General features: G+C 71.2%; 16 protein-coding genes, 1 tRNA gene and 2 riboswitches. Of the genes, 9 read left to right on the plus strand and 8 right to left on the minus strand.

Annotated elements, in window-relative coordinates; translation table 11 throughout:
- Positions 1 to 12: 12 nt before the first annotated feature.
- Positions 13 to 762 carry an ABC transporter permease gene (locus tag ABZ470_RS03860; protein WP_352009573.1) on the plus strand — a complete coding sequence of 250 codons (750 nt, stop codon included), beginning with the start codon at positions 13 to 15 and terminating at the stop codon, positions 760 to 762.
- Here ABZ470_RS03860 and ABZ470_RS03865 read toward each other — a convergent pair.
- Positions 722 to 1591 carry a MurR/RpiR family transcriptional regulator gene (locus tag ABZ470_RS03865; protein ID WP_352009574.1) on the minus strand — a complete coding sequence of 290 codons (870 nt, stop codon included), beginning with the start codon at positions 1589 to 1591 and terminating at the stop codon, positions 722 to 724. The two genes, ABZ470_RS03860 and ABZ470_RS03865, sit on opposite strands and share 41 nt — an antisense overlap.
- A gap of 415 nt (positions 1592 to 2006) precedes the next feature.
- Positions 2007 to 3734 carry an ABC transporter ATP-binding protein gene (locus tag ABZ470_RS03870; RefSeq protein ID WP_362909777.1) on the minus strand — a complete coding sequence of 576 codons (1728 nt, stop codon included), beginning with the start codon at positions 3732 to 3734 and terminating at the stop codon, positions 2007 to 2009.
- Between the two features lie 409 nt (positions 3735 to 4143).
- On the opposite strand from ABZ470_RS03870, the gene ABZ470_RS03875 reads away from it, so the two are divergent.
- The gene (locus tag ABZ470_RS03875; protein WP_362909779.1) at positions 4144 to 5763 is read left to right on the plus strand and encodes a High-affinity nickel-transporter; all 1620 of its coding nucleotides are present in this window, start codon (positions 4144 to 4146) and stop codon (positions 5761 to 5763) included.
- 15 nt (positions 5764 to 5778) lie between these two features.
- On the opposite strand, the gene ABZ470_RS03880 is transcribed toward ABZ470_RS03875, so the two are convergent.
- The 4 genes from ABZ470_RS03880 to ABZ470_RS03895 all read right to left on the minus strand — a co-directional run bounded on the left by ABZ470_RS03880 (position 5779) and on the right by ABZ470_RS03895 (position 8898).
- Entirely contained in the window at positions 5779 to 6516 is a 738-nt protein-coding gene (locus ABZ470_RS03880) for a maleylpyruvate isomerase family mycothiol-dependent enzyme (protein WP_362909781.1), read from the minus strand.
- 76 nt (positions 6517 to 6592) lie between these two features.
- Positions 6593 to 7432, minus strand: coding sequence for an alpha/beta hydrolase (locus tag ABZ470_RS03885; RefSeq protein ID WP_362909783.1), 840 nt, complete (start codon positions 7430 to 7432; stop codon positions 6593 to 6595).
- Positions 7429 to 8034, minus strand: a complete 606-nt coding sequence (locus ABZ470_RS03890) for a TetR/AcrR family transcriptional regulator (RefSeq protein WP_362909785.1) — start codon at positions 8032 to 8034, stop codon at positions 7429 to 7431. The genes ABZ470_RS03885 and ABZ470_RS03890 overlap by 4 nt, the downstream gene beginning before the upstream one ends.
- A 111-nt stretch (positions 8035 to 8145) precedes the next feature.
- Entirely contained in the window at positions 8146 to 8898 is a 753-nt protein-coding gene (locus tag ABZ470_RS03895; protein ID WP_352009580.1) for a hypothetical protein, read from the minus strand.
- Positions 8899 to 9037: 139 nt separating this feature from the next.
- Positions 9038 to 9136, plus strand: a riboswitch (glycine riboswitch).
- Positions 9137 to 9138: 2 nt separating this feature from the next.
- A riboswitch (glycine riboswitch) is annotated at positions 9139 to 9223 on the plus strand.
- A 41-nt stretch (positions 9224 to 9264) separates the two neighbouring features.
- On the opposite strand from ABZ470_RS03895, the gene gcvT reads away from it, so the two are divergent.
- The 4 genes from gcvT (at position 9265) to ABZ470_RS03915 (ending at position 14149) form a co-directional block, all read left to right on the plus strand.
- Positions 9265 to 10353, plus strand: coding sequence for a glycine cleavage system aminomethyltransferase GcvT (gene gcvT / locus ABZ470_RS03900; protein ID WP_352009581.1), 1089 nt, complete (start codon positions 9265 to 9267; stop codon positions 10351 to 10353).
- Positions 10350 to 10739, plus strand: a complete 390-nt coding sequence (gcvH, locus tag ABZ470_RS03905; protein WP_352009582.1) for a glycine cleavage system protein GcvH — start codon at positions 10350 to 10352, stop codon at positions 10737 to 10739. Before gcvT ends, gcvH begins: the two co-directional genes overlap by 4 nt.
- A gap of 85 nt (positions 10740 to 10824) precedes the next feature.
- On the plus strand, positions 10825 to 12201 hold the full coding sequence (locus ABZ470_RS03910) for an L-serine ammonia-lyase (protein ID WP_362909787.1): 1377 nt from the start codon (positions 10825 to 10827) through the stop codon (positions 12199 to 12201).
- Between the two features lie 112 nt (positions 12202 to 12313).
- Positions 12314 to 14149: a hypothetical protein gene (locus ABZ470_RS03915; protein ID WP_362909789.1), complete on the plus strand. Its 1836-nt coding sequence runs from the start codon at positions 12314 to 12316 to the stop codon at positions 14147 to 14149.
- A gap of 188 nt (positions 14150 to 14337) precedes the next feature.
- Here the strand turns inward: ABZ470_RS03915 and ABZ470_RS03920 are convergent, their stop codons facing one another.
- Positions 14338 to 14955 (minus strand): DUF6286 domain-containing protein, encoded by a 618-nt coding sequence (locus tag ABZ470_RS03920; RefSeq protein WP_352009585.1) that lies wholly within the window; start codon positions 14953 to 14955, stop codon positions 14338 to 14340.
- 151 nt (positions 14956 to 15106) lie between these two features.
- Here ABZ470_RS03920 and ABZ470_RS03925 point away from each other — a divergent pair, with 151 nt between their 5' ends.
- Positions 15107 to 16300: an amino acid deaminase/aldolase gene (locus ABZ470_RS03925; RefSeq protein ID WP_362909791.1), complete on the plus strand. Its 1194-nt coding sequence runs from the start codon at positions 15107 to 15109 to the stop codon at positions 16298 to 16300.
- 15 nt (positions 16301 to 16315) lie between these two features.
- Here the strand turns inward: ABZ470_RS03925 and ABZ470_RS03930 are convergent, their stop codons facing one another.
- A complete protein-coding gene (locus ABZ470_RS03930) occupies positions 16316 to 16654 on the minus strand; it encodes a DUF3618 domain-containing protein (protein ID WP_352009587.1) in 339 nt (112 codons plus the stop codon).
- Between the two features lie 112 nt (positions 16655 to 16766).
- Here ABZ470_RS03930 and bcp point away from each other — a divergent pair, with 112 nt between their 5' ends.
- Complete coding sequence (gene bcp, locus ABZ470_RS03935) at positions 16767 to 17231, plus strand: thioredoxin-dependent thiol peroxidase (RefSeq protein ID WP_352009588.1); 465 nt, start codon at positions 16767 to 16769, stop codon at positions 17229 to 17231.
- Positions 17232 to 17773: 542 nt separating this feature from the next.
- A tRNA-Leu gene (locus tag ABZ470_RS03940) sits at positions 17774 to 17847 on the plus strand.

Raw genomic sequence — 17847 nt, forward strand, 5'->3', positions numbered from 1 at the left:
TTAGGACCCCCCATGTTCCGGCACACCGCACTGTTCTTCGGCCACGAGCTGCGCGCCATCCTGCGCAATCCGGCCTGGGTGCTGATCGGCATCATGCAGCCCGTGCTCTACCTGCTGTTGTTCGCCCCGCTGCTGACCACGACCACCCGGGGCGGGACGATGGGTGAGGCGCTGCGGATGTTCACCCCCGGCGCGATGATGATGATCGCGCTGTTCGGCTCGCTCTTCACCGGCTTCGCCATGATCAACGAGACCCGCAACGGCGTGCTCGAACGGCTGGCGGTCAGCCAGGCCTGGCGGCCCGCGATCATCCTCGGCCGGGTCGTCAAGGACATGCTCGTGCTCGCCTGCCAGGCGCTGCTGGTGATGGGCGTCGCCGTGCTCATGGGCCTGCGGCTGAGCCCGGCGGCGGCCCTGCTGATGCTGCTGCTCATGGCCACCACCGGCCTGTTCGCCGCCAGCCTCTCCTACGGCCTGGCGCTGGCCATCCGCGACGAGAACGGCCTGTCGCAGATCGTGCAGTTCTTCGCCCTTCCGCTGACCCTGCTGGCCGGGATGCTGCTGCCGGTCTCCCTCGGCCCGCAGTGGATGCAGACCGTCGCGAGGTTCAACCCGCTCTACTACGCGGTCGAGGCCGGGCGCTCGCTGTTCGCCGAGCGCCTGACCGACACCACGATCCCGGTGGCCTTCGCCGTCTTCCTCGTGCTCGGCGCCCTGACCCTCACCTGGTCCGTGCGTTCCCTGCGGAAGCTGGCGGGCTAGCCGTACCCGGCCGGTTCCCGGTGAAGACCCCGGCCCTGTCGATCATCCGCTCGTACTCCTCAAGCCGGGCCTGCGTCCGCAGCGGCGCCGCGTCCGCCATGGCCTCGACCAGCACCATGGCCAGGGCGAGCGGCGCCGTGTGCGCGTCGAACACCAGGCGTTCACCGACCGGGGCGTCCAGGATCACGTCCGCCTCGAACGGCACGTCGCGCCTGTCGGTGATCACCGCGGTCCGCAGGCCCAGCTCCCTGGCCCCGCGCAGGGCCCGTACGGCCTCGGCCGGATAGCGGGGAAGCACCACGGCGACCAGCCAGGCGGCCCCCGCCCTGCGCGCGGCGTCCAGGCCGTCGGCCAGCTCGGAGCCGCCGTGGGTCAGCAGGCGGACGTCGGGGTGGATCCTGCGGGCGAAGTAGGCGAACGTGGTGGCCAGCCCGCTCGAAACCCGCAGCCCGAGAACGGGCAGCGGCTCGCACCCGGCCAGCGCGGCGCCCAGTTCGGCGATGACCGAGGGGTCGGCCAGCCGGTCGCGCACACTCCGCAGGTTCTCGATCTCCGCGTCGATCGCGGTCTGCAGGTCGTTGGCCCGCGACAGGGGCCGCTCGCTCACCACGAACGGCCGCAGCGCCTGCCTCAGCTCGGGATAGCCGGCGAAGCCGAGCGACGTGGCGAACCTGGTCACCGAGGGCTGGCTCACCCCGGCCCGTTCCGCCAGCTCCACGCTGGACAGGAAGACGGCCTCGGCCAGGTGGTCGTTGAGATAGCGCGCGATCCGCCGCTGCACGGGCGAGAGCCTCCGGCCCTCAAGAAGTCGATCGAGTCCTTCCCCCACGTCCCCTCCAACCGCTCGCCCTCCCACCGGCATTCCATCTCCCTCCCGTCCCGGTGTCGTTCATACACCTCACGGAAAGGTGGACATGACGGCGGAGGCGCCATGGCAGGGGTGAACCCATAAAAAAGGGGGCGTCCCAGGCCGCACGCCGGGACGCCCCATCCTTTCCACCACCGCCACATCGGCCTGTGCCCTGCCCTGTCCCGCACGAACCGGACCGGAGGCCGAACCCGGTGAGCGTCCCGAGGGGCGCTCCTGAGCGAAGAAGAGGCTTCGCACAGGGCGGATGCCCGGTTTCCTCCGGCGCCAACCGACGGAGGAGACCGGCGCCCGAACCATCGCCCTCTCCACCACGTAAATTTGCGGGAGCCGTACGAAACCCGGGAGATCAGTTCGACTCCGGCGGCCGTCTCCCTCAGGTCGGCAGCAGGAACTGGGTCGCGGCCAGCTCGCGGTAGAGGTCGTCGTCGTCGAGCAGCTCCCCGTGCGTGCCGATCGCCCGTACGACCCCGCCCTCCATGACCACGATCCGGTCGGCACTGGTCACCGTGGACAGGCGGTGGGCGATCACCAGCACGGTCGTCTCCTTCGCCACCTCGGCGATCACCTCGCGCAGCCGCATCTCGTTGACCGCGTCGAGCTGGGAGGTCGCCTCGTCGAGCAGGAGCACCCTGGGCCTGCGCAGCAGGGCCCTGGCGATGGCGACCCGCTGACGCTCCCCACCGGAGAGCATGATCCCGCGATGGCCGACCTGGGTCTCCAGGCCCTCGGGGAGCCGGGCGACCAGGTCGTCGAGCCTGGTCAGCGAGAGCACCCGCCGGACGTCGGTCTCGTCGACCCCGGGGGCGGCGAAGACGAGGTTCTCCCGCAGCGTGCCGTCCAGCACGGGCGCGTCCTGCTCGACGTAGCCGAGGACGGCCCGCAGCTCGGGCAGCGGCCAGTCCCGCACGTCACGGCCGTCGACGGTGATCGTCCCCGACTGCTGCTCGTAGAAGCGCTCCAGCAGGGCGAAGACCGTGGACTTGCCCGCCCCCGACGGGCCGACCAGGGCGGTCAGGCCGCGCGCCGGGATCTCGAAGGAGACGCCGCCGTGCACGACCGGCCGGTCCTCGCCGTAGCGGAAGACCACGTCCCGGAAGCCCACCCCGGCGGGAGTCGTGCCGGAGACGCCCGCCGGGGTCCCGATCTCCTCCGCGGGGAGTTCCTCGATCTCCCTGATCCGCCTGACCGCGGCCAGGCCGTTCTGCATCTGGGTGAAACCGTGCACGAGCTGGCCGATCGGGGAGACCAGGTAGAAGAGGTAGAGCAGGAAGGCGACCAGCGAGGAGACCGCGAGCGCACCCGAGGCGACCCGCGCGCCGCCGACGCCGAGCACCGCGACGAAGGCGAGCTGGGCGGCCACCCAGGTGGAGATGCCCGCGATCGAGGTCCACCAGGCGACGGCGACCCCCCTGTCACGCGCCTCGCGGGCCGCGGCGTCCACGGTGGCGATCTCGCGTTCCTCCGCGCCGCTGGCCTTGACCGTGCGGAAGGCCTGCAGCACCCGGTCCAGCACCGCGCCCATCTCGCCGACCGCGACCTGCGCCTGGGTGGAGGCGCGCCGGATGCGCGGCATGACCAGGCCGACCAGCGAGCCGACCACGGCCAGGACCACCAGGGTGACCACCAGCAGCAGCCCGTCCATGACCGCCATCATCACGATGGCGCCGACCAGCATGAACAGCGCGCTGACCATCTCGACGACGCCCTCGGTGAACACCGCGCGCAGCAGTGTGGTGTCCGAGGTCACCCGGGACAGCAGGTCACCCGGTTTGAGACGGTCGACCTCGGAGACCCGCAACCTGAGGATGCGTCCGACCAGACCCCGCCTGGCGGCGAAGACCACTCCCTCCCCCATGCGTTCGAGCACGTATCTGCCCAGCGCGCCGACGACCGCGCCCACGACGACCGCGACCGTCAGGCCGAGCACCGGCCCGGCCAGGGACCGGTTCGCGCCGAAGGCGTCGATGACCGTCTTGGCGAGCAGGGGCATGGCCAGGCCGGCGAGCGAGCCGACCAGGCTGAGCGCGCCGCCGAGCAACAGGGCGGAACGGTGTGGCCTGATGTAGGCGAACAGCGGGCGCCACGACGCGGTCTCTGACAATTCCCGTCTCCTTTGAGATGACATGACCGGCCCCCGACCGACGTGCTTCATATCTACTGCGCACACGCCCCTTTCGAGCGGCACGGCCGGTTTCGTAGACGAAAGTCGATTCCGTCAACATAGGTTGACGCGATCGGCATGTCAACCATGGTTGACGCAAGAGAAGCGGGACACCCGGGGAGGGATGCCCTCTTCGGTCTCCCCAAGGGAAAAATCCATGAATTTTCTGCTCTTTCCGCCGTGCCGCCGCACGAAAGAGCCACCCGGAGCCGGAAGCATTCCAGCGGCGACCAGGCGGCCACCGGCGGGCCGGGGCACTCCCCGGGGCACCGCAGACCGCCGACGCCGAGATCGAACGTTCGCCGGCACGACGGAGCCCCGTCCGCGTCCGTGAGCCTCGGGAGGTTGCATGACATCGGCACAGGTCCCACCGCCCGCGGGCCGGTACGGCGCGCGGGAACGGCGTCGTGGAGGGCTCCTGTTCGTCCTCTCCTGCCTGGCGGTCGCGATGTTCCCCGCCTTCGCCTCGCCCGCCGCCGCGCATCCGCTGGGGGACCTCACCGTCAACCACTACGACGGCCTGCGGATCACCCCCGACCGGATCGAGAACACGGCGGTCGTCGACAGCGCCGAGCTGCCCACCCTCCAGGCCGTGACCGAGATGGACACCGACGGCTCGGGCAGGGTGTCCGCCGCCGAACTGGCGGCCTACGGCGCCGCCCGCTGCGCCGCGCTCGCCGGGGCACAGCGGCTGACCGTCAACGGCTCCCCCGTCGCCTGGCGTGTCGCCGGGAGCGGCCTGCGGTACGCCCGGGGGCAGGGCGGCCTGCGGACCAGCCGCCTGACGTGCGACCTGACCGCCGACGTCCGCGCCCGGGGGACGGTCGACTTCAGCGACGACTACCTGCCCGACCGGACCGGCTGGCGGGAGATCACCGCGGTCGCCTCCGGCGGTCTGCGCCTGAGCCGGTCCTCCGTTCCCGGGACGAGTGTCAGCGGACGGCTGCGGTCCTACCCGGACGACCTGCTGGCCGCACCCCTCGACCAGCGGACCGCGCGGCTGAGCGTCACCCCGGAGACAGGTCCCTCGGCGGCCGTGCCGTCCCCGACGCCCGGGCCGTCCGACCTGTCCGGGCTGTCCGGCGGTCCGCTCGGCGGTGTGACGGCCTGGCTCGACCACACCTTCACCGGCCTGGTCGGCACCGACTCGCCGACCGCGCCGCTCGTGCTGCTCTCGGTGCTCATGGCCGTCGCGCTGGGCGCCGGGCACGCCCTCATCCCGGGACACGGCAAAACCATCATGGCCGCCTACCTGGCGGGCAGACGGGGACGTCCGCGTGACGCGCTGATCGTCGGCGCGACCGTCACCGTGACCCACACCGTCGGCGTCCTGGTGGCCGGTCTGCTGCTGACCGTCCTGTCCGCGCTCACCGGCGAGGCGGTGCTCGCCTGGCTCGGCCTGGTCAGCGGTCTGCTGATCACCCTGGTCGGGGCCGGGTTGCTGCGCTCCGCCTGGCATGCCCACCGCACCGGCGAGGCCCCCGCCCACGGTCACGGGCACGGCCACACCCACGGCCGTGCCCCCGTCGTTCCCCGGCGTTCCCCCGTCCGGGAGGTCCCCGGCGGTGCGGCCCACGGGTACGCGCCGGTCGCCGTCCTCGAACGGCGGGCCGAGGAGGACCTCCCCCGCGAGCCGACGCCCCGCTCCCGGCGCGGGCTGGTCGGCCTGGGCGTGGCCGGAGGGCTGGTGCCCAGCCCCTCGGCGCTCGTCGTCCTGCTGGGCGCGATCGGCCTCGGCCGCACATGGTTCGGGATCGCGCTGATCCTGGCGTACGGCCTCGGCATGGCGGGCACGCTCACCCTCACCGGGCTGCTGCTGGTCAAACTCGCCGGGCGCCTCGGCCGCCTGGCGGCCGGGGGAAACGGCGTGGCGAGCCGCCTGTCCTCGCTCCTGCCGATCGGCACCGCCGTGGCCGTCATGCTGCTCGGTCTCGGCCTGACCGTGCGGAGCCTCATCGGCGCCGCGTGAACGACCCCGGACCGCCTACTGGGTCTCCTCCTGCAGGCGCGCCCACAGCCCGGCGAGCGCGTCCACGTCACCGGAGCTCCTGAGGGAGTTGCCGCCCGCCCCGCGCCGGTTCCACAGGTGGAGCAGGAGATCCTCCGGCTCGCCGTCGATCCGCGCGTCCGGCGTCGCCCCCTCCTTCGCCCACACCGCGCGGTCCGCGCGCAGCGTCAGCGCCCACTCCCGGTCCCCGCAACCCAGCACGACCGTACGGCCGACGCCCTGCTCCCGTTCGGGCCTGCCGCCGAAGTCGTGGGTGATGAAACCGAGCAGCTCGTCGACGCCGTCGGCCGCCAGCTCGGGGTCGACCGGGGTCGGCCCCCCGTCAATCAACTCGGCGTCGATCCGGTGGACCACCGTCTCGTGGGCCATCCTGCGGTACCAGAAGCCGACCGTCTGGTCCGGCGGGAACCAGGTGTGGGAGGGCGCGCCCGGCCCGCGCATGACGAGCTGGTCGAGCAGCGTCTCACGCTGGGAGAGGAACCAGTCCCTGAGCGCGGCGTCGCCGGGCAGCGGCGTCCGCTCGGCCTTCTGCGGGTCACGCCCGAGCCGCATGCACAGGACCTTGTGGTCGTAGACCCCTCCGACGTGGTGGAGCAGGTCACGGCCGGTCCAGCCGGGGCACGACGGCACCCGGGCGTCCAGCCCCCGCTCCGCGGCCGCGAGCAGGAGATCACCGTCGGCGCGGATCAGGTCGAGATAGCGAGTGTGATCCATGGGCGGCATCATGCCGTACGGCCCCGACGGTCTTCTCTCTGTTTTCCGCTCGGCCGGTGGACGCCGCGCCCCGGTTTCACCGGGCGTCGAGCACCTCGCGAAGCAGCTTCCCAAACTCGGCGGGGTGGGTGCTGAGCCCCGTGTGCCCGCCGGGGAAGTGGACCAGCTCCGTGCCGAACCGCTCCGCCAGGAGGGCCGCGGGACGGTAGGGCAGTTCGCCGTGGGAGTCCGCCCCGGCCGCGAGCACGAGCCGGTCCGACAGGGCCCGCAGCCGGTCCACGTCCGGGACGTGGGCCATGAAGCTCGGGATGACACGCCCGATGAAGTAGGGGGCGTCGGCCATCGACCGTTCGACGCGCGCGGCCGCCCTGGGGGACAGCTCGGCGGCGGGCCGCGCGCCGGCGCTCTCCCCCGGCCGCCTGAGACCGGCCGCGAGCACGGTCGCCGCGGCCATCGGCCCCTCCCGGTCGAAGGCCTCCCGGACACGGGCGAGCATCGCGCGGTGCTCGGCGGCGTCCGGCAGCACCTCGGCCAGCGGCGGCTCGTGCGCCACGACACGTGCGACCCGCCCGGGGTGGGCGGTGAGCAGGCGCATCGCGACGATCGCCCCCGAGCTGCAGCCCGCCACGCTGACGGGCTCCCCGGGGGACAGCAGGTCGATCAGCCCGAGGGCGTCCTCGGCGTGCTGTTCCACCCGCTGAGGCGCCGCCGGGTCGTCCAGAGGGCTGTTGGACAGGCCGCGCGGGTCGTAGGTGACGACCGTGCGGTCGGCGGCCAGGTCGTCGACGATCTCCTCGAAGGAGGCGGCGCCGCCGGTGCCGCCGGGGATCAGCAGCAGGAGCGGCCCGCGCCCCCGCACCTCGTAGTACAGCTCGGCGCCGTCCACACGCAGGCGTCCGGTGGTCGTCTCGGTCATGTCCTCTTTCCTTCACCGTGTGGTTCGTGATCGGCGGGCCAGCGCTCCAGGAGGGTGTGCAGGGCGTCGAGGCAGCGTGACCACGACTCCTCGGCCGGGCGCGAGTGCGCGAACCCGCCCGCCGCCTCAAGGCTGATGAAGCCGTGCAGCATGCTGCGCAGCAGCCGTACCGCGTCGGTCAGGTCGGGCTCCCCGAGGGCGTAGGCGCGCAACATGCCGTAGGTCAGCTCGATCGCGCGCCGCGGCCCGCGCGCCGCGGCCAGGAGCTCGGGGTCGATCTCCGTGGGGATCTGCGTCGCCATGTAGCGGCCCGGGTGTTCGCGGGCGTAGTCCCGGTAGGCGGTCGCGTACGCGACCAGCGCGTCCCTGCCCGCCAGCCCCGCGGTGGCCTCCGCGATGCGGACGCTCTTCTCGTCGGCCGCCAGCAGGGCGATCCGGCCGCGCAGGTCCTCAAGGCCGCGAACGTGCGCGTAGAGGCTGGCGTCCTTCACCCCGAGCCGTCGTGCCACCGCCGACATGGTCAGCCGGTCGAACCCGACCTCGTCGGCCAGTTCGGCACCGGCGAGCGTCACCCGATCCGTCGTCAACCCGGCCCGCGCCATACGCGCCCCTCTCTCCTAGAGTCCCTAGACTGTAACTAATCCCATTAGCTTCTGTCTAATGAGATTAGTTTCACCGGGCGCGCGACAGTACGGCACGGCGGTTCACCGAGGTCAGCGGCGTGGCCGCAGGCGGGAGGAGGGCAGGTCGTGACGGCCGGAGACGAACTCCTGGAAGGCGATCTTGACCTTGATGGCCGGGCGGCGCCAGCGCTCCTCACGGCGCTGCGCCCTGGCCAGTTTCCAGGGCCTCGGCCTTCGGGAGCCCGGGGCGAAGAACCAGTGGGCCCAGGGGGAGCCGGGCCGGGCCAGCCGCAGCGCCCCGACGATCAGCAGCAGCGGGACGAACAGACCGACCATGCCCGTCCAGATCTTCCCCTTCAGCAGGGTGACCACGGCGAGCATGAGATTGAGCACGAGGAAGCCGACCGCCAGCCACGTCCCCTGCGGCGTGCCGTCCGGCCGCTCCCAGCCCAGCGGGCGCAGGCCGAGCAGGAGCAGACCGGTGACGGCGATCGCGATGAACACCGCGTCGACCGACGTGCGGCCCTCCTCCTCCCAGTAGACGTCGTGCAGGTGCAGGATCAGCGCGAACTCGTCCAGGATGAGGGCGGCGCCCACCCCGAAGACGGCCGCGGTCAGGGCGTACCACCCCTGGGAGACGCCGGAGACGAGCAGGCCGGAGACCCCGCCGAGCATCGTCAGCACCACGCCGAACACCACATGGTGGATGTGCATGTCGCCGACGCTGACGTTGCCGAACCAGCCGATCTTGGCGCGGATGAGCCGGACGTTGATGCGGGTGAAGACGAAGGCGACGATCAGCGCGACGAAGAAACAGAAGAGCGGTAGCCGTCCTGTTTCCACGATTCGATGTTGGAACAAATCCCCCACTGCACCTTCAGGTTATGCGAGAGCCGTCATGATCACGCCTAACCGGACACTCTGTCCCGACCCGGGGATTTCGCTCGGCCCTCGCCTACGGTTAGGCTGGCCGGGACACCGACGAGCCCGCGCGGGAGAGCGTCCTGACATCCAGGCCAGGACCCCTGAAGGAGCAAGCCCTCCCCGCAAACCTCTCAAGGCAAAGGACCGCGTGGGTAGGTGCCTCTGGAAAGCAGGCCGTACGGCCTCGCCGAAGGTGAAAGTCCGGCAAAAATCGGGCGAAGCTCTCAGGCATCCATGACAGAGGGGGAGGATGCTTCTCATCCGACCCCTGTCTGAGGTGCGAACATGTCCCGACCCACGCCGCTGCGCGGTGTTCACGAGGCCCTCGGCGCGACGCTGACCGACTTCGCGGGCTGGCTGATGCCGCTGCGCTACGGAAGCGAGTCCGCCGAGCACAACGCGGTCCGCCAGGCGGCCGGCCTGTTCGACCTCTCCCACATGGGAGAGATCTTCGTGACGGGCCCGCAGGCAGGCGAGGCCCTCGACTACGCGCTCGTCGGTCACATCTCCGCCCTTGAGCCGGGACGCGCCCGCTACACGATGATCGTCGATCCCCAGGGCGGCGTGCTCGACGACCTGATCGTCTACCGCCTGGCCGACCAGGAGTTCATGGTCGTCGCCAACGCCTCCAACTACCCCCGGGTCGCCGCCGAGCTGACCGAGCGCGCCGGGGCCTTCGAGGCCGCGGTCGAGGACCGCTCCGAGCAGTACGCGCTGGTCGCGGTACAGGGGCCGCGCTCCCGCGAGATCCTGGGCGGGCTCACCGACGCCGACCTCGACGGCCTGAAGTACTACGCGGGCCTTCCCGCGACCGTCGCCGGGCTCTCCGCCCTCGTCGCCCGCACCGGCTACACCGGCGAGGACGGCTTCGAGCTGTTCGTCGCCGCCGACGACGCCGAGCCGCTGTGGGCCGCGCTCACCAAGGCGGGCGAGCCGTACGGCCTGCTGCCCGCCGGGCTTTCGGCGCGTGACACCCTCCGTCTTGAGGCGGGGATGCCGCTGTACGGCAACGAGCTCTCCGCTGATCTCACCCCGTTCGACGCGGGGCTCGGCCGTGTGGTGAGGTTTGACAAACCAGGCGACTTCGTCGGCAGGGCCGCCCTTGAGCCGCTCAAGGACGTCCCCCCGGCCCGCCGCCTGGTGGGACTGATCGCGACCGGCCGCAGGGTGCCCCGCCACGGGTATCCGGTGGTCTCCGGCGACGGCGTCGTCGTCGGAGAGGTGACCAGCGGAGCGCCTTCCCAGACCCTGGGCAGGCCGATCGCCATGGCCTACGTGGACAACGGAACGTCCGCTGGACTGGCCGTGGACATCCGGGGCAGTCACGAGCCGGTCGAGGTCGTTGAGCTGCCTTTCTACAGGAGGAAAAAGTGAGTGACATTCCCGAGGAGCTGCACTACACCAAGGAGCACGAGTGGATCTCGGGCATAGATGACGGCCTGACCCTGACCGTCGGCATCACCGCCTACGCCGCCAACGCCCTCGGTGACGTGGTCTTCGTCCAGTTGCCCGAGGCCGGTTCCTCGCTCACCGCGGGTGAGGCGGTCGGCGAGGTCGAGTCGACCAAGTCGGTGAGCGACATCTTCGCGCCGGTCGGCGGTGAGGTCGTCGAGGTCAACGAGGCCGTCGTCGACGACCCCTCGCTGGTCAACAGTGACCCCTATGGCGACGGCTGGCTGTTCCGCGTCCGGCTTGAGGGTGACCCGGAGGACCTGCTGTCCCCCGAGGAGTACACGGCACTCACTTCGGGCGAATCCTGAAATATCTAATCTTGCGTCGTGATCACGCGCGTCCACCGGCGCGCGTGATCACGACCGCGGGACAGCGCAAAGGCAGGGCAGATCAATGGCGATCAGCGTCTTCGACCTCTTCAAGATCGGTATCGGCCCGTCCAGCTCGCACACCGGCGGCCCGATGGCCGCCGCCCACAGGTTCGCCAGAGGGCTCGACCACGACGGCCTGCTCGACAAGACCACCCGGGTCGAGGTCATCCTCTACGGCTCACTCGGCCTGACCGGCAAGGGCCACGGCAGCGACAAGGCCGTCCTTCTCGGCCTGACCGGCGAAAAACCCGAACTCGTCGACGTCGACACCGTCGACGAACGGCTGGCCGCCATGCGCGCCTCGGGAACGATCCGGTTGTACGGCTCCCGCGAGATCCCGTTCGTGGTCGGTGAGCATCTCGTCTTCGAACGCAAGATCTCCCTGCCACACCACCCGAACGGCATGCGGTTCACCGCCTTCGGGGAGACCGGCGACGTCCTGCGGGAGAAGGTCTACTACTCGGTCGGCGGCGGCTTCGTGGTCGACGAGAACGCCACCGGCGCCGACCGCATCAAACCGGACGACACCGTCCTGCCGTACCCCTTCACCACGGCGGCCGAGCTGCTCGGCCACTGCACGGAGACGGGTCTTTCCGTCTCGGGGCTGATGCTGGAGAACGAGAAGGCCTTCGGCCTGTCCGAGCGGGAGATCCGCGACCGGCTGCTGAACCTGTGGCGCGTCATGAGCGAGTGCGTCGGGCGCGGCATCGCCAAGGAGGGCGTGCTGCCCGGCGGCCTGAAGGTCAGGCGCAGAGCCCACCAGCTCCATCGGAGGCTGCAGAGCGAGGCCGCGGAGAAGGACCCGCTGCACGCGATGGACTGGGTCTCGCTGTTCGCCCTCGCGGTGAACGAGGAGAACGCCGCGGGCGGGCGGGTCGTCACGGCGCCGACGAACGGTGCGGCGGGCATCGTCCCGGCCGTGCTCACCTACTACGACCGGTTCGTCCCGAACTCCGACGACGACGGGGTGGTGCGCTTCCTGCTCACCGCAGGGGCGATCGGCGTGCTGTTCAAGGAGAACGCCTCTATCTCCGGCGCCGAGGTCGGCTGCCAGGGCGAGGTGGGCTCCGCCTGCTCGATGGCGGCGGCCGGGCTGACCGAGGCGCTCGGCGGCACCCCCGAGCAGGTGGAGAACGCCGCCGAGATCGGCATCGAGCACAACCTGGGGCTGACCTGCGACCCGATCGGCGGCCTGGTGCAGATCCCGTGCATCGAGCGCAACGCGGTGGCCTCGATCAAGGCCATCACCGCGGCCAGGATCGCGCTGCGCGGCGACGGCCGCCACTTCGTCTCCCTGGACAAGGCGATCAAGACGATGCGTGACACCGGCCGCGACATGCTCGACAAGTACAAGGAGACGAGCAGGGGCGGCCTGGCGGTGAACGTCATCGAATGCTGACCCGACCTCCCGGCAAACACGCCAAACTCCACGAACTTTGACATCTCACCCGGCCACTCGCCGTAGCGCCCCTATGCTGGGTGCCGCTGTCACCGAGAGTCGGGAGGACGTCGTGCCGACGGAGGTCTCACAGCCGGAGAAGACACGTCCGGGAGGCCGGGCCCGCCACCGCGCGTCCGCCCTCCCCGGCGACCACCGTGACCACAGCGGCTCCCCGGGCTCCCGTGGTTCCCGTGGCTCTCACTGGTTCTTCGCGCTGGCCCTGCTCGCCGGGATCGGGGTGCGCGCGCTGGCCGTGCTCGGTTACCGGCCCACGCTGTGGTTCTGGGCCGACTCCTTCGTCTACCTCGGCGCCGGACTCGACCCCCGGCCGATGGAGTCCCGGCCCTCCGGCTACTCCCTGCTGTTGTGGGCGCTGCGCCCGCTGTCCAGCGTCCAGGCGGTCGTGGTGATCCAGCACCTGCTCGGGCTCGCCACGGCGTTGTGCGTCTACCTCCTGCTGCGCCGCCGGGGAGGGCTGCCGGGGTGGGGGGCGACGCTGATCACGCTCCCCGTGCTGCTCGACGTCCACCAGGTCCAGCTCGAACACCTCGTCATGGCGGACCTGCCGATGGAGTTCCTCGTGGTCGCGGCGGTCACGCTGGTGATGTGGCGGCGGCGCCCGCCTGCGTGGGCGGCGCTGCTCGCCGGGCTCCTGCTCGCGGCGGCGACCGTGACCAGGACGATCGGGCTGCCGCTGGCCCTCGTGGTGCTGGTGTGCATGGTGATCGGACGGTCCGGATGGCGGGCGGTCACGGCCACCGCGCTGGCCTGCGCGATCGGCCTGGGCGGCTACGCGGCCTGGTTCGCCTCCGAGTACGGCAACTACGGTCTGACCAGGGGAAACGCCTTCCTCTGGGCGCGCACCATGACCTTCGCCGACTGCGCCAGGATCAAACCCGCCGGTCCCGAGGCCGCGCTGTGCCCGACCGTCCCCGTCGCCGAGCGCAAGGCCCCGCCCGTCTACATCTGGGACGCCTCCTCGCCCCTGAACAAGGTCAAGGGAACCTGGGCCGAGCGTGACAGGCTCGCGGGCGCCTTCGCGGCCCAGGCCATCAGGGCGCAGCCGCTCGACTTCCTCACCGCGGGCCTCACCGACGTGGCCCATGTCTTCGACTGGGAACGCAGGGTCTACCCGACCCCCGGCCCGCAGAGCGCCTACGTCTTCCCCGCCGTCGCCAGGCCCTTCCCCACCGGCGCCGCCTCCCAGGGCAGGACCGCCGAGGAGCTGACCGTCGCCTACCAGGGCGCCTCCGGCGAGACCCGTCTCGTCGAGCCGTACGCGGGCTGGCTGCGTCTCTACCAGGAGAACGGCTTCCTGCGCGGCCCGGTCCTCGCCGTGATCGTGCTGGTCGGGCTGGCCGGGGTGCTGCGCAACTGGCGGCGGCTCGGCGGGGTCGTGCTGCTGCCGTGGGCGGCGGGGACCGTACTGCTGGCCCTGCCGCCCTTCATCGCGGCCTTCGACCACCGCTACGTGGTCCCGGCCGTCCCGTTCGCCTGCCTGGCCGCGGGACTCGCCTTCGCCGTACGGGACCGTGCCCCCGCCGCCCCCGCCGCCCCGGCCGTCCCGGGACCGACGGCACCGGGACCGGCGAGGTCAGCGGCCCCGGACGTGCAGCCTGACCCAGGCGCCGAGGTTCTCGTCCCCTATCGTCCTGCGGACCTTGGAGACCGCGTCCTTGTTCAGCCGCGCGACGAGCCTGCCGACGTCGGTGGCCGGCCCGCAGGTGATCGCGACGCGCAGACGATCGTCCTTCGCGTGCCTGACGCCAACTCGGACGAGCCCTTCGATTTCTTTAACCGCGACCCCCAGCATGGCCGTACCGGTGGCGCTGCGGCGTCCCACCCGTCCCCAGCCCAGGGCGCGCAGCAGCCACCTGATCGACAGCAGCGCCAGCACCACCAGTAGCAACGCCACCAGCCATCCCAGCCACGCGTGCTGCTCCAGGTAGGAGGGCAGCCCCCGGCTCATGATCCGGTCGTCGCGTGGCTGGGAGGAGAGCTTCCTCTGCCCCCGCAGGCAGGCGTACATCCCCGCCCCGGTCAGCGTCACCCCCGTGAGGGCCAGGCCGACCCTGTTGTCCAGGTAGGCCCGCATCAGGCTCCCCTCCTGCACAGCCGTACGACGATCTCTCGCGCGCACATCGCGCCCAGGGCCGTCAGCCGGTCGCCCACGACGATGCCCACCTGACGCAGCAGGTGGCCCGTCCGGTCGGCGTCGGTGAACACGGTGACCTCGATGTCACGCGAGCCGAGCCGTACCCGGGCCCGCCCGACCCCGTCGACCGACTCCGCCGCCGCCCGCAGCGTACGGCGAAGCCCCGCCCTGGTCAGGCCGATCACCATCCGGGAGTCCGCGGACTCCAGCGGCACCAACCGGGTCTTGCCCGGCAGCACGGCCAGGGCGAACAGCACGATCCCGGCCGCCGTCACCGCCAGCGCCACGGCGAAGACCGCGGGGTCGGACCACCTGGCCGCCCCGATCCCCTCGGCGACCCTGCGGTACGGCACCCGCCCCATCGGGGAGCCCATCGTCAGCCCCGCCGTCACACAGGCCGCGGCCGAGAGCGCCGCCGAGACCAGTACGGCGGCCACCAGGCCCGCCGGATTGCGCTCGGGCCGCAGCAGCCGTACCGATCTGCGCCGGACGGCGTGCAGGTGCTCCCCCGCCGTGGTTCCGCCCGTCCCCGCCATGATGTCCTGGAGAGTGCTCATCACCTGGACAGGTCTACGCGTCCCGGAGTCGTCACGCGGGGGTGAAGCGGCGACTTTCACGATCCCGGAGTCACCCTGGCCGGAGAATTTACCGCCGGCATCTCAACATGAACACTGCTCATATTAGTCGTTTTACGGCTATTCTGCGGGCATGGACGACCGTCAGCGCTACGACCGGGCGACAGCGCACCTGGATCCTCCGTTCGCCGTGCTGGACCTGGAAGCCCTGCGCTCGAACGCCTCCGCCATGGCCCGGCGGGCGGGCGGCAAACCGATCAGGGTCGCCAGCAAGTCCATCCGCTCCAGGCCCCTGCTCGAACGGATCCTCGCCATGGACGGCTTCGCCGGAATCATGGCCTTCACCCTGCCCGAGGCCCTCTGGCTGGTCTCGACCGGCCTGCGGGACGTGCTCGTCGCCTACCCCACCGCCGACAGGACCGCGCTGGCCGAGTTGGCCGCCGACCCCGTGGCGGCGCGGGAGATCACGCTGATGGTTGACAGCGCCGATCACCTGAACCTCGTGGACGCCGCGATCGGCGGCCTCCCCCATCGCCACGAGATCCGCACATGTCTCGACATCGATGCGGGGTTCGTGGCCTTCCGCGGCAGATTCAGGGCCGGAGCGCACCGCTCCCCGGTACGCAGGCCCGACCAGGCGGCCGACCTGGCGGCCACCATCGCCAAACGCCCCGGCTTCCGCCTGGTCGGCGTGATGGCCTACGAGGCCCAGATCGCCGGAGTCGGCGACGACCAGCCGGGCAACCCCGCCCTCACCCGGGCCGTCCGCCTCATGCAGGCCCGGTCCCGCCGCGAACTCCTCGTCCGCAGAGGCCGCGTCGTCCAGGCCGTCGCCCAGGTGGCCGACCTGGAGTTCGTCAACGGCGGAGGCACGGGCAGCATCGACCTGACCGCCAGGGAGAAGGCCGTCACCGAGGTCGCCGCGGGATCCGGCTTCTTCCACCCTCGCCTGTTCGACTTCTACCGCGGCTTCACCGGACGCCCCGCCGCCATGTTCGCCCTGCCCGTCGTCCGCCGCCCCGCCCCCGGCGTCGTCACCGTCCTGGGCGGCGGCTACCACGCCTCGGGCCCCCCGGGACGGGACCGCCTCCCCCACCCCTACCTGCCCCACGGCCTGCGCTACGCCCCCGGTGAGGGCGCAGGCGAGGTCCAGACCCCGCTCCTCGGCCCCGCCGCACACGACCTGAGAACCGGTGACCGCGTCTGGTTCCGGCACGCCAAGGCCGGCGAACTGTGCGAACGATTCACCGCCCTGCACCTGATCGAGGGCGAGGAGGTCGTCGAGACCGTCCCCACCTACCGCGGTGAGGGCCGCACCTTCCTCTGACCCGGCCCGCCCGCCTCAACGGCGACGGCGCCGCCACAGCATGACCACCGCGGTGACCGCCAGCACGGCGCCCACGCCGATCAGCACCGGCGCCAGGCTCGGCTCCTCCTCGGCCCACAGGCCCTGCGGCTCGTCCCCCGGCTTGACCGGACGCGGCGTGACCCCGACCACGTCCCCCACCCTGTCTCCGACCGAGACCAGGAACTGCCTCGCGCTCGTCTCGGCCTTGGCGACGGTCCTGCGCGCGACGTTCTTCGGGCTCACCCGGTCGGCGATGGCGTCAACCGTCTTGGCCAACTCCGCACGGGTCCGCTCGATTCTCCGCTCAAGCTCCGCGGGATCGGTGTCCGCCATCGGATCTCCTCTCGTCACCCTTGACATTGATCAGTCTGTCAGGTCCGGTCCGCCCGCGGCACTTCGGGCAGGCCGGTAAGTTGACCCGGGAACGAGTCCACGGAGGAAACCCATGAAACTAGAGCCCGGCGACGCCGCCCCGGACTTCGCGCTCCCCGCCGCCGACGGCGGCACCGTCTCCCTCGACGCCTACCGCGGCAAACGTGTGATCCTCTACTTCTACCCCGCCGCGATGACCCCCGGGTGCACCAAGCAGGCCTGCGACTTCCGCGACAGCCTCGAATCCCTGGCCGCCGCGGGCTTCGCCGTACTCGGTGTGTCCAAGGACACCCCGGCCAAGCTCGCCAAGTTCGTCGAGCACGACGCGCTGACCTTCCCCCTGCTGTCCGACCCCGGCCTGGAGGTCCACCAGGCCTACGGCGCCTACGGCGAGAAGACGATGTACGGCAGGACCACCGTGGGCGTGCTGCGCTCGACCTTCGTCATCGACGCGGACGGGAAGATCGAGAAGGCCCTCTACAACGTGAAGGCGACCGGTCACGTGGCCCGCCTCCGCCGCGAACTCGGCGTGGACTGATCCCCTTTTTTCGCCATTTAATGTGATTGGCGCATGCCCCAGGAATTGTCGGTCTCCTTCCGTAACCTCGGGGCATGCCGGCGAAGTACAAATACACCCCCGAAATGCTGGCCGAGGCCGCGGCCGCCTCTCTCAGCGTCACCGACGTCCTGCGCCGCCTCGGCATCACGATCGCGGGCGGAAACCACGCGCACATCAGCCGCCAACTGAAACGCCTCGGCATCGACACCTCGCACTTCCGCGGACGGGCGCATCACCGCGGACGGCGTTCCCCCAGACGCCTGCCTCCCGAGGAGGTCCTCCTGGTCCGTCCGCCCGGTTCCCTCAGGACCAAGCCCCCGATGCTCCGCCGCGCGCTCCAGGAAGCCGGGGTGCCCTACCGGTGCGGTGCCTGTAAGATCGGGGGCACCTGGGAGGGCGAGCCCCTCACGTTGCACGTCGACCATCTCAACGGCGACTGGCTCGACAACAGAATAAACAACTTGCGATTTCTCTGCCCGAACTGCCACTCTCAGACAGAGAACTTCGCGGGAAAAAACAAAGGGGCCGTAGCCCAACGGCAGGAGGCAGCGTCTTTAGGTGGCGCGCAGTATGGGTTCGAATCCCATCGGCCCCA

Origin of the sequence: Streptosporangium sp. NPDC020072 (genome assembly GCF_040631445.1) — a bacterium.
GTDB lineage: Bacteria > Actinomycetota > Actinomycetes > Streptosporangiales > Streptosporangiaceae > Streptosporangium.